The organism is Pseudomonas gessardii (assembly GCF_001983165.1).
In the GTDB taxonomy this organism is placed as follows: domain Bacteria; phylum Pseudomonadota; class Gammaproteobacteria; order Pseudomonadales; family Pseudomonadaceae; genus Aquipseudomonas; species Aquipseudomonas gessardii.
The window spans coordinates 1-13,676 of sequence record NZ_MNPU01000036.1 but is presented as its reverse complement, the minus strand read 5'-3'; the positions used below and the strand labels follow the sequence as shown (position 1 = coordinate 13,676).

Annotated in this window: 13 protein-coding genes and 1 pseudogene; 5 read left to right on the top strand and 9 right to left on the bottom strand. The window is 56.4% G+C overall.

The window, feature by feature from the left end:
- Positions 1-44 precede the first annotated feature (44 nt).
- The 9 genes from BLL38_RS21125 to BLL38_RS21085 all read right to left on the bottom strand — a co-directional run bounded on the left by BLL38_RS21125 (position 45) and on the right by BLL38_RS21085 (position 9,406).
- Positions 45-1,202 carry a D-alanyl-D-alanine carboxypeptidase family protein gene (locus BLL38_RS21125; protein ID WP_029292257.1) on the bottom strand — a complete coding sequence of 386 codons (1,158 nt, stop codon included), beginning with the start codon at positions 1,200-1,202 and terminating at the stop codon, positions 45-47.
- Positions 1,203-1,385: 183 nt separating this feature from the next.
- Entirely contained in the window at positions 1,386-2,381 is a 996-nt protein-coding gene (locus BLL38_RS21120) for a septal ring lytic transglycosylase RlpA family protein (protein WP_076964195.1), read from the bottom strand.
- On the bottom strand, positions 2,381-3,391 hold the full coding sequence (mltB, locus tag BLL38_RS21115) for a lytic murein transglycosylase B (protein WP_076964194.1): 1,011 nt from the start codon (positions 3,389-3,391) through the stop codon (positions 2,381-2,383). The genes BLL38_RS21120 and mltB overlap by 1 nt, the downstream gene beginning before the upstream one ends.
- A 17-nt stretch (positions 3,392-3,408) precedes the next feature.
- Positions 3,409-4,512 (bottom strand): rod shape-determining protein RodA, encoded by a 1,104-nt coding sequence (rodA, locus tag BLL38_RS21110; RefSeq protein ID WP_154220613.1) that lies wholly within the window; start codon positions 4,510-4,512, stop codon positions 3,409-3,411.
- A 31-nt stretch (positions 4,513-4,543) separates the two neighbouring features.
- Positions 4,544-6,439 carry a penicillin-binding protein 2 gene (mrdA, locus tag BLL38_RS21105; RefSeq protein ID WP_076964192.1) on the bottom strand — a complete coding sequence of 632 codons (1,896 nt, stop codon included), beginning with the start codon at positions 6,437-6,439 and terminating at the stop codon, positions 4,544-4,546.
- Positions 6,440-6,454: 15 nt separating this feature from the next.
- Complete coding sequence (gene rlmH, locus BLL38_RS21100; RefSeq protein ID WP_076964191.1) at positions 6,455-6,922, bottom strand: 23S rRNA (pseudouridine(1915)-N(3))-methyltransferase RlmH; 468 nt, start codon at positions 6,920-6,922, stop codon at positions 6,455-6,457.
- A 9-nt stretch (positions 6,923-6,931) separates the two neighbouring features.
- Entirely contained in the window at positions 6,932-7,426 is a 495-nt protein-coding gene (gene rsfS / locus BLL38_RS21095; RefSeq protein ID WP_032861691.1) for a ribosome silencing factor, read from the bottom strand.
- Between the two features lie 70 nt (positions 7,427-7,496).
- On the bottom strand, positions 7,497-8,141 hold the full coding sequence (gene nadD / locus BLL38_RS21090; RefSeq protein WP_076964190.1) for a nicotinate-nucleotide adenylyltransferase: 645 nt from the start codon (positions 8,139-8,141) through the stop codon (positions 7,497-7,499).
- The gene (locus tag BLL38_RS21085; protein ID WP_076964189.1) at positions 8,141-9,406 is read right to left on the bottom strand and encodes a glutamate-5-semialdehyde dehydrogenase; all 1,266 of its coding nucleotides are present in this window, start codon (positions 9,404-9,406) and stop codon (positions 8,141-8,143) included. The genes nadD and BLL38_RS21085 overlap by 1 nt, the downstream gene beginning before the upstream one ends.
- A 177-nt stretch (positions 9,407-9,583) precedes the next feature.
- Between BLL38_RS21085 and BLL38_RS21080 the strand changes: the two are divergent.
- From BLL38_RS21080 to BLL38_RS21060, 5 genes and pseudogenes are all read left to right on the top strand, one after another.
- A pseudogene (locus BLL38_RS21080) lies at positions 9,584-9,901 on the top strand (DNA-3-methyladenine glycosylase); the annotation flags it as partial.
- A 43-nt stretch (positions 9,902-9,944) separates the two neighbouring features.
- Positions 9,945-11,603 (top strand): recombinase family protein, encoded by a 1,659-nt coding sequence (locus tag BLL38_RS21075; protein ID WP_020301958.1) that lies wholly within the window; start codon positions 9,945-9,947, stop codon positions 11,601-11,603.
- Between the two features lie 373 nt (positions 11,604-11,976).
- The gene (locus BLL38_RS21070) at positions 11,977-12,315 is read left to right on the top strand and encodes a hypothetical protein (protein WP_020301959.1); all 339 of its coding nucleotides are present in this window, start codon (positions 11,977-11,979) and stop codon (positions 12,313-12,315) included.
- Between the two features lie 69 nt (positions 12,316-12,384).
- A complete protein-coding gene (mobC, locus tag BLL38_RS21065; protein WP_020301960.1) occupies positions 12,385-12,747 on the top strand; it encodes a plasmid mobilization relaxosome protein MobC in 363 nt (120 codons plus the stop codon).
- Entirely contained in the window at positions 12,744-13,601 is an 858-nt protein-coding gene (locus BLL38_RS21060; RefSeq protein ID WP_242627627.1) for a relaxase/mobilization nuclease domain-containing protein, read from the top strand. The genes mobC and BLL38_RS21060 overlap by 4 nt, the downstream gene beginning before the upstream one ends.
- The last annotated feature ends 75 nt before the right edge of the window (positions 13,602-13,676 follow it).

Sequence of the window (13,676 nt, the reverse complement as noted above, 5' to 3'; positions counted from 1 at the left end):
AGGCCCCGCGTCGGATCAACGCGGGGCCTTGCGGGTGCACACAATCAGTTGAACAAGCCGTAGAAGAATAGACGGATGCTATCCCACACGCGGCGGAAGATACCACCTTCCTCAACAGCGTCGAGCGCGATCAGATCGGCGCTGTGTACGACTTTGTCGTCCAGCTTCACTTCGACTTTACCGATCACATCGCCCTTGGCGATAGGCGCGGTCAGTTGCGGGTTCATGGTCATGCTGGCAGCCAGTTTCTTGAGCTGGCCTTTAGGCATCGTCAAGGTCAGGTCGTCAGCCAGACCGGCCTTGACTTGACGCTCGGTGCCTTTCCACACAGGAGCCTGGGCCAGCTCGGCGCCCTTCTGGTAGAAGGTCTGGGTTTCAAAGAAGCGGAAACCGTAGGTCAGCAGCTTCTGGGTTTCAGCCGCGCGGGCCTGTTCGCTGTTGGTGCCGAACACCACGGCGATCAGGCGCTGGCCATCACGCACAGCCGAAGACACCATGCAGTAGCCGGCTTCGTCGGTATGGCCGGTTTTCAGGCCGTCGACGGTCTTGTCGCGCCACAGCAACAGGTTGCGGTTAGGCTGCTTGATGTTGTTCCAGAAGAACTCCTTCTGGGAGTAGATGGCGTAGTGCACCGGGTCGACGCGAATGATCGCGCGCGCCAGGATCGCCATGTCATGGGCCGACGAGTAGTGGTCTGGGTTGGGCAGGCCGGTCGGGTTCATGAAGTGGCTGTTGGTCATGCCCAGGTCAGTCACGGTTTTGTTCATCATGTCGGCGAATGCATCTTCGCTGCCGGCAATGTGCTCGGCCAGGGCGACGCTGGCGTCGTTACCGGACTGGATGATGATGCCGTGCAACAGGTCGCTCACCGTGACCTGGGAGCCGACCTTGATGAACATCCGCGAACCGCCGGTGCGCCAGGCGTTTTCGCTGACGGTCACCGGATCGTTTTCACCGATCTGGCCGCGACGGATTTCCAGGGTCGCGATGTAGGCGGTCATCAGCTTGGTCAGGCTGGCCGGCGGCAGGCGCTGGTCACCGTTGTTTTCGACCAGCACGTTGCCGCTGGCGGCATCCATGAGCACGTAGGACTTGGCGGCCAGTTGCGGTGGCGCTGGCATCATTTCGACGGCCCAGGCAGCGGGCGCGATGATCAGCGGGACAAGCAGGCACAGGCGTTTGGCTAAGGTGGTGATGTTCATCCGTCTCTCGAAATTGCTTATGGAAACTTGCCCTCGCGGGCAAAACTATTCAGACAGCCCGTTGCCAGGCTGTCGCGTATTCAGTTGCCAGCTCAACCCTTGCCTTCGGGTTTTTATTATTCGACGAGCCTGCAACCAGGGCCCCGGCACGCAAGCGCGCCAGCACCCTCGATCCGCTACTGCTTATTCGGCGCTGACCACGCTGGGCTGGCCCAGGTTGGCCAAGCGCACGCTGTTCTGCACCTGGGCAATCTCGCCCGCCGAGCCGATGGGGCCCAGGCGAACCCGGTGCAGGGTCTGCTGGTTACGCACGATGGAGCTGATAAACACGGGCGCGCTGACCATCCCGCTGAGCTTGGACCTTAACAGTTCTGCCGCATCCGGGTTGGCGAAAGCGCCGACTTGCAGGTATTGCCCGCCCGCCGCACTGCCCGGCGCCGCCTGTGGCACAGCCACGACTGGCGCGGCGTGTTGCTGGGGCGGCGGCGTCCACTGCTCGACCTTGCCCGCCGAAGCGGTGATCTGCGGTTGCGCGCTTTGGGGTTCGTTGAGCATCAATGGCGCCGGCTTGCCGCGCTGGGCCCAGTACTGGGCCGGGTCGATGCCTTCGACCTTGACCCGCGCCGTGCCGGTTTCGGCATAGCCGAGTTTTTTCGCGGCGGCGTAGGACAAGTCGATGATTCGGTCGGAATAGAATGGCCCGCGGTCGTTGACCCGCAGGATCACCGTGCGATTGTTGTCCAGGTTGGTCACCCGCACGTAGGCCGGCAGCGGCAGGGTCTTGTGCGCCGCGCTCATACCGTACAGGTCATACACTTCGCCGTTGGCGGTGTTCTGGCCGTGGAACTTGGTGCCGTACCAGGACGCGGTGCCCGACTGCACATAATTCTTCGATTCCTGCAGCGGGAAGTAGGTCTTGCCCAATACCGTGTAAGGGTTGGCCTTATAGTTGCCGGTATGCAGGGTCGGCGTGGCATCCGGGATACGCGAGACATCGACGTCCCACCATGGCGCGCCGTCCTTGTGGGCCCGGTTGATATCCAGCCCCGGCTGCGCGCGGACTACCGGGCCAGCAGCCTTCTGCGCCGGCGCACGGCTGGTGGAACAACTGACAACCAGCAAGGACAATGCGGCCAGCGCCACCAGCTTGAGCGGTTTATTGATCGGCGATACCCGCATTACTTGACGCCCCGTGCTTGAACCAGCATGTCTGACAGCTGATGCACGGCCATGGCGTACATCACACTGCGGTTATAACGCGTAATTGCGTAAAAATTCTTCAGGCCCATCCAGTATTCCGGGCCATCTGCGCCTTCCAGGCGGAAGGCGGTAACCGGCATATCATCGCGCAGCGCATCATGACTTGACCAGCCCAGCGCCCGCAACTCCCCGACAGTTTTCACCGGCTCGATGCCCTGGGTCAGGCCCTCATCGGCGCGCTCGCCCGTGACATCGGCACGGATCACCACCGGCTCGCCAGCCACCCAGCCATGGCGCTTGAAGTAGCTGGCAACGCTGCCGATGGCATCGTCAGGGTTGCTCCAGATATTGATATGGCCATCACCGTCGAAATCCACGGCATAGGCGCGAAAGCTGCTGGGCATGAACTGTGGCAGGCCCATGGCCCCGGCGTAGGAGCCTTTGAGGGTCAAGGGGTCGACCTGCTCTTCACGGGCCAGCAGCAGGAACTCACGCAGCTCCTTGCGGAAGAATTCGGCGCGGGGCGGGTAATCGAAACCCAGGGTCGACAAAGCGTCGATCACCCGGTAACTGCCGGTATTGCGCCCGTAAAAGGTTTCAACGCCGATGATCGACACGATCACCTGGGCCGGTACGCCATATTCCTGCTCGGCGCGGGCCAGCACCGCCTCGTGCTGGCGCCAGAAGTCCACCCCCCGCGCCACCCGGGCGTCGGTGAGGAACATCGGGCGATAGTCCTTCCACTGCTTGACGCGCTCGGCGGGGCGCGAAATGGCGTCGAGGATCGACTGCTTGCGCTGGGCCTCGCGGAACACGCCCATCAGTTGTTCGCCGGCGAAACCATAGTCACGCGTCATCTCACCGACAAACTCGGCGACTTGGGGCGAGCCATCGTAATCGCCGGCCAGGGCTGGCTGTGCAGCGCCGAAGGCGCCCAACAGGCCCAGGCAGGCCGCATATCGAGCAGCCCGGCCGCGCATTGCTTGCATTGACATCTTCACCTTATTCAAACCTGTGCGATCCACTTGCGATGGGTATGGATCGACATCAAGACCCCAAACGCTGACAGTAATGTCACCAGCGAAGTTCCGCCGTAGCTAATGAACGGCAACGGCACCCCAACCACCGGCAGCAGGCCACTGACCATACCGATGTTGACGAAAACGTAAACAAAAAAAGTCATTGTCAGCGCACCGGCGAGCAATTTGCCGAACAACGTCTGCGCTTGCGCGGTAATCACCAGGCCACGCCCGATCAACAGCAAGTAGATCAGCAGCAGTGCGCAGATGCCCACCAGGCCGAACTCCTCGCCCATCACCGCGATAATAAAGTCGGTGTGGCTTTCCGGCAGGAAGTCCAGGTGCGACTGGGTGCCCAGCAACCAGCCCTTGCCAAACACGCCGCCGGAACCGATGGCCGCCTTGGACTGGATAATATTCCAACCGGTGCCCAGCGGATCGCTCTCGGGATCGAGGAAGGTCAGGACCCGCTGCTTCTGATAATCGTGCATAAAGAAGAACCACATGGCGACAGCCACCGGCACCGCCGCCACCAGCACGCTGATGATCCAGCGCCAGCGCAGGCCGCCCATGAACAGCACGAACGCACCGCCGGCGAGGATCAGCAGGCCGGTGCCCAGGTCTGGCTGGCGCACGATCAGAATGAACGGAATGCCGATCAGGACCAGGCTGATCCCCACGTGCTTGAGCTGCGGCGGCAAGGTGCGCTTGGCCAGGTACCAGGCGATGGTGGCCGGCATCAGGATCTTCATGAATTCCGACGGCTGGAAGCGAATCACCCCCGGGATATTGATCCAGCGGGTGGCCCCCATGGCGTTATGCCCCATGACGTCCACCACCACCAGCAGCAGCACCCCGGCGACATACCCCAGTGGCACCCAGCGCGCCATGAAGCGCGGCTCCAGCTGGGCGATGACCACCATCGACAACAGGCCCAGGCCGAACGACGACGCCTGCTTGATCAGCAGGTCCCAGTTCTTGCCACTGGCCGAATACAGCACGAACAGGCTACCGGCCGCCAGGGTCAGCAGCAGGATCAGCAACGGGCCATCAATGTGCATGCGCTGCAACAAAGTGGCGCGGCGACGCATCACATCCTCACTGGAGAGGATGCGGTCGAAATTACTCTTCACGGGCCGTAGCCTCCGCGCTTGAAGGGTTGGCAAACTCAGGCTTGAGCTTGCCGTCCTGGTCCAGCAGCCAGGCGTCCATGATCTGGCGCACCACCGGGGCGGCCACGCCGGAACCGGACTCGCCGTTCTCGACCATCACCGCCACGGTGATTTTCGGGTTGTCGGCCGGGGCAAAACCGACGAACAAGGCGTGGTCGCGATGGCGTTCCTGGACTTTGGAGCGGTCGTACTTCTCGCCCTGCTTGATCGCGACCACCTGGGCGGTCCCGCTCTTGCCAGCAATCCGGTACTGCGCGCCAACAGCCGCCTTGCGCGCCGTGCCCCGCGCGCCGTGCATCACTTGCTGCATGCCGTGGTTGACCTTGGCCCAGTCAGACGGGTCGCGCAAGACGATGTCCGGGATCGGGTTTTCATCCACCGGCGTTTCGCCCTCGATGGTCTTGGCCAGGTGCGGGCGAATCCACTTGCCCTTGCTGGCCACCAGTGCCGTGGCCTGGGCCAGTTGCAAGGGCGTGGCCTGCATATAGCCCTGGCCGATCCCCAGGATCAGGGTTTCACCGGGGAACCAGGCCTGGCGCCGGGTGGCGCGCTTCCACTCGCGGGACGGCATCAGGCCTGGGGATTCTTCAAACATATCCAGGGACACTTTCTGACCGAGGCCGAACTTGCCCATGTAGGTCGATAAACGATCAATCCCCAGCTTGTGGGCCAAGTCATAGAAGTAGGTGTCGTTGGAACGCATGATCGCCGTATCCAGGTCCACATAACCGTCGCCGGTGCGGTTCCAGTTACGGTACTTGTGATCGTAGTTGGGCAACATGTAGTAACCCGGATCGTAGACCCGGCTGGAAGCAGTCACGACACCGGCATCCAGGCCGGCAATTGCCACCGCCGGCTTGATGGTCGAACCCGGTGGATACAAACCGCGCAGCACCCGGTTGAACAGCGGCCGGTCGATGGAGTCGCGCAACTCGGCATAGGCCTTGAAGCTGATTCCGGTGACAAACAGGTTGGGGTCGAAACTCGGCTGGCTGACCATGGCCAGGACCTCGCCAGTGTTCGGATCCAGCGCCACCACCGCGCCACGACGCCCGCCGAGGGCCATTTCCGCAGCCTCCTGCAACTTGATATCCAGGCTCAGGACAATGTCCTTGCCGGGAATCGGGTCGGTGCGCTTGAGCACCCGCAGCACGCGGCCACGGGCGTTGGTCTCGACTTCCTCGTAACCCACCTGGCCATGCAGCTCCGGCTCGTAGAAGCGCTCGATACCGGTCTTGCCGATATGGTGAGTGCCGCTGTAGTTGACCGGATCGAGGGTTTTCAGCTCTTTTTCGTTGATCCGCCCCATGTAGCCGACCGAGTGGGCAAAGTGCGCCCCTTGCGGGTAATGCCGCACCAGTTGCGCCACCACCTCCACGCCCGGCAGGCGGAACTGGTTCACCGCGATCCTGGCGATCTGCTCTTCGGTCAGCTCAAACAGGATCGGCACCGGTTCAAACGGGCGCCGCCCCTGCTTCATGCGCTTCTCGAAGATCGCCCGGTCTTCCGGCGTCAGTTGCAGCACCTCGACAATCACATCGAGGATCTGCTGCCAATCGCCGGAACGTTCGCGGGTCATGCTCAAGCTGAAGCTGGGCCGGTTATCGGCAATCACCACGCCATTACGGTCGAAAATCAGGCCACGGGTCGGCGGGATCGGCTGCACATGCACCCGGTTGTTTTCCGACAGCGTGGAGTGATACTCGTACTGGATCACCTGCAAAAAATACAGGCGGGCGATCAACACACACATCAGCACCACCACCGCGATCGCGCCAAAGATCACGCGCGCGCGTACAAGACGTGCGTCTTTCTCGTGGTCCTTGATGCGGATCGGCTGGGTCATCAGGCAGGGCGCAGACTATTTGTGGTAAGGGTGCCCGGACAGGACTGTCCAGGCGCGATACAGCTGTTCACCCATCAGAATCCGCACCAGCGGATGGGGCAACGTCAGGGGCGACAGCGACCAGCGCTGATCGGCCCGCGCGCAGACTTCCGGCGCCAGCCCCTCGGGGCCGCCGACCATGAAGTTGACCGTGCGCGAATCCAGGCGCCAGCGATCCAGTTCCACCGCCAACTGCTCGGTGCTCCAGGGTTTGCCGTGCACCTCCAGGGTGACGATGCGCTCGTTGGCACCGACCTTGGCCAGCATCGCCTCGCCTTCCTGACGGATAAAGCGCGCCACATCGGCGTTCTTGCCCCGGGTGTTGAGCGGTATTTCCACCAGTTCCAGCGCCAGTTCCGATGGCAGACGCTTGGCATATTCATGCCAGCCTTCTTCCACCCACTTGGGCATGCGTGAACCGACAGCGATCAGACGCAGGCGCACAGCCGTTCCTTATTCCTGGTCTTTGTTGAGCTTGTCGAAGTGCGCGTGACCGACTTCAGGGCTGTGATGCTTGCCATCGGCGGCACGGCTCTGCTCGGCACCTTTCCACAGGCGCTCCAGGTCGTAGAACTGGCGGGCGTTGCTGGTCATCATGTGCACGATCACGGTGTCCAGGTCAGCCAGCACCCAGTCGCTGTCGCCCTTGCCTTCTTCACCCAGTGGCTTGACGCCCTGGGCTTTGACGGCTTCGCGAACCTTGTCCAGCATCGCGCCGATCTGGCGGTTGGAAGTACCGGTGGCGATGATCATGAAGTCGGTGATGCTTTGCTTGTCACGCACGTCCAGGACCTGGATGTCCTGGGCCTTCACGTCTTCCAGGGCCGCTACGGCCAGCGCTACCAGCGCTTCGCCCTCGGGAGCCGGGACCAGCAGGGCTTCCACCGGCAACGGTGCGCTCTTGAACGTGCCTTTGCGCTTAACTTTGCTTACGTCTTTGTTCGTCATATAAAACTCGTTTTGCTCATTAGTTCGGGCGCTTCAATACACGACTATTCGTGCCTTCAAGCGCGCCTTTTCAGTTCGACGCACGGTAAAGCCCGTGCGCATCGATGTAGGCCAGGACCGCGTCAGGCACCAGGAAACGTACCGACTTACCGCTGGCCAGCAGTTGACGGATCTGGGTGGCCGACACCGCAAGCGGGGTCTGCCAGACAAATGCAATATTCCCGCTCGGCCCGGTCAGGGCCTGTGGGTCACTTACCGACCGCGCTGCCAGCAGGTTGCGCAAGGCATCCGGCGGTTCGCTGTCGGCATCCGGGCGTTGCAAAACCAGGATGTGGCAATGCTGGAGCAACTCTTCCCAGCGATGCCAAGTGGGCAGTGCGCAAAATGCGTCCCAACCCAAAAGCAGAAACAACTGGTCATCGGCGGCCAACTCGGCCCGCGTCTGTTCCAGGGTGTCGATAGTGTAGGACGGTTTATCGCGCTTGAGCTCGCGGTCGTCCACCACCAACGGGGCAATCCCGGCCACCGCGCACTGCACCATCGCCAGGCGCGCCTGCGCGCTGACCTGCGGCGTGTCCCGGTGCGGCGGCCGGGCATTGGGGATCAGCCGCAATTCTTGCAGGCCGAGGGTGTCCGCCACTTCCAGGGCACTGCGCAAATGGCCGATGTGCACGGGGTCGAAGGTGCCACCGAGCAGCCCGATGCGTTTAGCCATCAAGTGCGCACATGACCGTCGCCAAAGACCACGTACTTCTCGCTGGTCAAGCCTTCGAGGCCCACCGGGCCACGGGCATGCAGCTTGTCCGTGGAAATCCCGATCTCCGCCCCCAGGCCGTACTCGAAGCCGTCGGCAAAGCGCGTCGAGGCGTTGATCATCACCGACGCGGAGTCTACTTCGGTGAGGAAACGCCGGGCATCGCTGAAATGCTCGGAAACAATGGCGTCGGTGTGCTTGGAGCCGTAGGTATTGATGTGCTCGATGGCTTGGTCCAGGTCATCGACGATACGAACCGACAGGATCGGCGCCGTGTACTCGGTGTACCAATCCTGCTCAGTGGCTTCGATCACATCGCTGCCCAGCAAGGCCCGGGTACGCTCGCAACCGCGCAGTTCCACGCCCTTGTCGCGGTAGATCGCCGCCAGCGGCGGCAACACGCGCTCGGCAATGCCGGCGTGGACCAACAGGGTTTCCATGGTGTTGCACGGCGCGTAGCGGTGGGTCTTGGCGTTGTCGGCAATGCGGATCGCCTTGTCGAGGTCGGCCGCCACATCGATAAACACATGGCAGACGCCATCCAGGTGCTTGATAACTGGCACCTTGGCATCGCGACTGACACGTTCGATCAGGCTCTTGCCGCCGCGTGGCACGATCACGTCGACAAATTCCGGCATGGTGATCAGCGCCCCTACGGCGGCGCGGTCGGTGGTCTCCACCACTTGCACCACTTCGGCCGGCAACTCGGCCACGGCCAGGCCTTGCTGGATGCAGGCGGCGATGGCGCGGTTGGAGTGGATGGCCTCGGAGCCGCCGCGCAGGATGGTGGCATTGCCGGACTTCAGGCACAGGCTCGCCGCGTCGATGGTCACGTTGGGGCGCGACTCATAGATGATGCCGATCACGCCCAGGGGCACGCGCATCTTGCCGACCTGGATACCTGAGGGCAGGTAGCGCATGTCGCGGATTTCACCGATGGGGTCCGGCAGCTTGGCCACCTGGCGCAGGCCTTCGATCATGTCGTCGATACGGGCCGGCGTCAGCGCCAGGCGATCCAACAATGCCGGCTCCAGACCATTGGCCCGGCCGTTGGCCAGGTCCAGCTCGTTGGCAGCGGTCAACTCGGAGCGCGAGGCATCCAGAGCATCGGCGGCCGCCAGCAGGGCACGGTTCTTCTGCGCGGTGCTCGCACGGGCGATCAACCGCGAGGCCTGACGGGCAGCGCGACCCAGGCGGGTCATGTAGTCAAGAACGGACTCAGTCATGGTCTGGTGGGGTCTTGGCAAAGAGGAAAGCGGCAGATTATAGCTGTCGCGCCGTCCTACGGACAGCGGTGAGGGGCGGATGGTCGAAATGAACTGTAAAAACTCAAGGTTCAGCGGTGATTAAGCCTGGAGTTGATATCATTCGGTCACATTTGGCCTGTGCAACCGTTCATCGTCATGTCCAGTATTCCCCCGAAGCTCCCCGCCAACGCCCTGCCTGATGGCTTTTTCGACCGCGACGCACAAACGCTCGCGAAAGATTTGCTGGGCAAAGTCATCCGCCATCGGGTCGGCGATGTGTGGCTGTCGGCGCGAAGTATTGAAACCGAAGCCTATTACCTGGCCGAAAAAGGCAGCCATGCGTCCCTCGGCTACACAGAAAAGCGTAAGGCTTTGTTTCTGGATGGCGGCCACATCTATATGTACTACGCCCGTGGCGGCGACTCCCTGAACTTCAGCGCCCAGGGGCCGGGCAATGCCGTGCTGATCAAGTCGGACGTATAATACCTGCAAGATCGGATCTTACAGGCGGCAGCAAATGGCACGTTTAATCTCCTACCTTCGTATGTCCACAAGCGAGCAATTGAAGGGCTTTTCGCTTGAACGTCAGCGAAAGCTGATCGCTGATTTTGCCCTAAGATATGGGCTTTCGCTCGATGAAAGTCATTCAATTGAAGACATTGGGCGTTCGTCGTTCTCCGACGATGCGGAGCAAAGGCAGCTTGCTCGGTTTTTCACTGACCTAGACGCCGGGAAGTTTTCGCCCGGTGATGTGTTCGCACTGGAAAACATCGACCGGCTGACCCGTCGCGGCCCCATTGATGCCATCTTGAAGGTCAATGCGATCATTTCAAAAGGGTTGAAACTGGCGATCATTAGCACCAATGAACAAAAAATAATTGAAGATGTAAATGATGTTTTCACCATTATCAATTTGTCCATTGATGCAGCCCGTTCGCATGGTGAAAGTAAAAACAAAAGCGACAAAGGTCTGTCGAACTGGGAAGAAAAAAGAAAACTTGCCGCCAGTCATGGCGTAGCAATGACCGCACAAGCCCCCGCGTGGCTTGATACTGAAATCTTTTACCTAATGGACGAAACCAAGGGTAAACAGATTAAACGCCGTCGATACGTCCTAAATCCCGAAAAAGCTGAAACCGTCCGCCTAATTTTCGAACTTTTCCAAAATGGTAATGGTTCGCTGAAAATCAAAAACATCTTGAATGAGCGAAATATTCCGACCTTCAAAGGTGCGGAATACTGGGAACCTTCGATCATTTCAAAAATGTTGAGAAACCCGGCAACCTTCGGATTTTATCAACCACAAAAACAAGGCACCGGGAAACGCGACCTGATCCCAGCAGGTGAACCCATTGAAGGCTATTTCCCGGCGATTGTAAGCCGTGAAACCTTTGAGCAATGTCAACGCATCACCGCCGCAAATTCGACCCGTAAAGGTCGCAAGGGGAAGCTATTCACAAACCTATTCACCGGCCTTTTGAAATGTGTCGATTGTGGTGGCCCTGTTCATCTACTCAATCCCGGTATTGATAAACGGGCAAAAGTTCCGAAGTCGGTCAATTACATTGTTTGTAAAAAAGGGAAATTTACACGTGAATGTATCTTGAAGCGTTTGCGTTATGACGATTTTGAAGCTGTCATGTTGAACGCTATTCAAGAAATCAACCTTGCGGACGTTCTCAACGAAAACAATCCACTTGAACAGCTAATCAAGCAAATCCGAGCGATTGAAACCAAGATCGAGAAAAATCAAAAGCTTCTTGAAAATTTTCAAAAGTCATTTGTTGAAACGGGCGATCTTCCCGCTTTTATGATCGAAGCCGCAAAGAACGCAGAAACAGCCAATAAAGCCCTAGAAATTGAACGTATCGAACTACAAGTCCAAATCTCACAATTAAACGTCTATAACGCCAATATTGAGAACGCCATTGAAGAACTTAAAAACAATGGCACATATGAAACCCGTGCAAAAATAAACCTTTTGCTACATGAAATCATAAAAAGCATCAATATTGATTTCGAGCTAGTAGATTTTGCCATTATCTTTAAAAATGGCGTGAAGCGTTTTGTTAATGATGGCATTATTCAAAATGTATTCATTGCAAAAAGCTTCAGCGAGCAATCTTTTAGAGAGCTTGAAGAAATCCTAAACTATAAGCCGCCCGAAAAAATCTAACCATCAAACGTATTAAATTGAGGCTGTCATTAATTTGATGGCCTTTTTTTATGCAGTCTAAAAATCAAACGTATTATGTCGGACACTTTTAAAATTTGTCGGACACTTTTTTGTCATACAGATATGTCGGACACTATTGAAAACATTAAAATATATGATACAACTTTTATATGAAGCCTACAAAGAACAGGCAAGCAATGGAAACGTCCGACATTTAACTTCGTTAAATTGTCGGCCATAAAAAACACTTCGTGCTTTTTTATTCCGTTTCCTTCTTGATTTTCGCACTTCGTTTGAAAATGGTAAGGCAAAAGCAAGTCCCTGTAATGCCTTCGGACATTACAGAAAAATAAACTTAAACATGAGGAAAATTATGAAAGACAAAAAAGACACTAACGTATTCGACTTTGATGCACACAAATCTAAGAAGCCAAATAGCTCAGCAGGTGAAGATCTAGATCAACTATACAAACTAATTAAAGGACTTAATGAGGGATGCGTATTCAATTTGAAAGAAGGGATAGTAGAAGAAATATTATTAGGTAGTGACGACCATGAAAAAATCAAGTTTATCACTTATCTTCTTGGCGAGGTTTTTACACACGACCTGATAAAAGACGAAATCAAATTACAATGTATGGGTGCCTTCACCTATGGATTAAATGTAATTATTCATGGTGATCTTGAAGGTGATGACGTTTCGGAAAGCTAATGATCCACCAACGAACAACAGGCCCCGTCCTTTGTTCACAAAATTAAAAACACATCGATCAGGAGAAACATGGCACAAGACAAAATATCAATAAGAATTTCAAAAGAAGACATGCAAAAATTCAACGAACTCGCTTTTAGTCTTTCAATGACTAAAACAGCAGTAATCAAAAAAATCGTTAACGATGGCTTTGCTCAAACTGTCGAAATCACCAACGACGATCTTCTCGCTTCTTTTTCAAAAATCGAAAAAATGCTCGAAAGCATTGGGAACAATGTTAACCAGATGGCGAGGAAGGTGAACGCTGGCGGCAGGTTCACAGAGCAAGACAGTAAAACACTTGAACAAGTATCTGACCGCTTTGAAAAGCTCTATGACTTCGTTGCAACTAAAACAAAAAAAGCAGTAATCAAAAAAAGAGGTTCAAAATGATCAGGGACGTAAAAAGCAAACTCCCTGACAATGCGGCGACCACTCGCACAATGAATTATATTTTAGAAAAATCTGAGTTGGTTGGCGGTAGTGAAGAAAAATTTGACAACACCAGCATGGAAGAATATGCGGAATTCGGGGCGAAGAAATTCAGACAGGTTAACAACAAGTATCAATCTAAAACTGGCCGAACTCAGGAAATAGAAGCAGTACATGAAATCATCAGCTTTCACACTGATGATGAAGTTTCGCCTGAAATGGCCCGTGATTTGGCTTTAACCGTTTGGCGTAACGTTCTTGATTTAGATAATCGAAAACACCGTTGGGCAGTTCATACTGACACCGATGAAATTCACGTTCATCTTGTATGGAATAAAAGAGACAACAAAGGAAACCTTTACACTCAGCATAATGATTTTGCTTTCTTTGAAAAAGCTTGTCAGGAAATTGAAGAAGAATACGGGTTAAAAGTCGTTGAAAACAGAAAGTCTTTAAATCCCGGAATGCCTACAAGTCCAAAACCATCGAACGAATATAGGCTTGAAAATCGCGGCATTAAATCCGAGAAGAAAAAATTTAAAGAGGCTGTAAACGCTGTGACTGAAATGGCCATGACAGCCGGTGAGTTCCTTGAGTTCCTCCATGCTGACGGCTTCACCTTGATCACCAACGGCAACAATGCGTACTCAATGGAGAAAGACGGCCAGATCTTCAAAGCCTCTGAGGTTGGAGCTTCTTACAAAGCTCTTAAAGCCCGTTTTGGCGACGATCCCCAGTTCTCCGACACGCTTGCACGTCTTGGTGCGGATTCCATGATCATCCGGACACCCATTCCACCGACATCCGGACACTAATTCCACAAGCATCCGGACACCGATTCCACGGCCATCCGGACACCTTCAGGCAGGCAGCAACGCAGGACTATTCAC

Excerpts from the sequence above, each read along its gene's own strand:
- BLL38_RS21060 (WP_242627627.1), top strand. The coding sequence starts at position 12,744 with ATGATCAGGGACGTAAAAAGCAAACTCCCTGACAATGCGGCGACCACT.
- mrdA (WP_076964192.1), bottom strand. The coding sequence starts at position 6,439 with ATGACCCAGCCGATCCGCATCAAGGACCACGAGAAAGACGCACGTCTT.
- mobC (WP_020301960.1), top strand. The coding sequence starts at position 12,385 with ATGGCACAAGACAAAATATCAATAAGAATTTCAAAAGAAGACATGCAA.
- nadD (WP_076964190.1), bottom strand. The coding sequence starts at position 8,141 with ATGGCTAAACGCATCGGGCTGCTCGGTGGCACCTTCGACCCCGTGCAC.
- BLL38_RS21085 (WP_076964189.1), bottom strand. The coding sequence starts at position 9,406 with ATGACTGAGTCCGTTCTTGACTACATGACCCGCCTGGGTCGCGCTGCC.
- BLL38_RS21125 (WP_029292257.1), bottom strand. The coding sequence starts at position 1,202 with ATGAACATCACCACCTTAGCCAAACGCCTGTGCCTGCTTGTCCCGCTG.
- BLL38_RS21075 (WP_020301958.1), top strand. The coding sequence starts at position 9,945 with ATGGCACGTTTAATCTCCTACCTTCGTATGTCCACAAGCGAGCAATTG.
- rodA (WP_154220613.1), bottom strand. The coding sequence starts at position 4,512 with ATGCGTCGCCGCGCCACTTTGTTGCAGCGCATGCACATTGATGGCCCG.
- BLL38_RS21120 (WP_076964195.1), bottom strand. The coding sequence starts at position 2,381 with ATGCGGGTATCGCCGATCAATAAACCGCTCAAGCTGGTGGCGCTGGCC.
- BLL38_RS21070 (WP_020301959.1), top strand. The coding sequence starts at position 11,977 with ATGAAAGACAAAAAAGACACTAACGTATTCGACTTTGATGCACACAAA.
- mltB (WP_076964194.1), bottom strand. The coding sequence starts at position 3,391 with ATGCAAGCAATGCGCGGCCGGGCTGCTCGATATGCGGCCTGCCTGGGC.
- rsfS (WP_032861691.1), bottom strand. The coding sequence starts at position 7,426 with ATGACGAACAAAGACGTAAGCAAAGTTAAGCGCAAAGGCACGTTCAAG.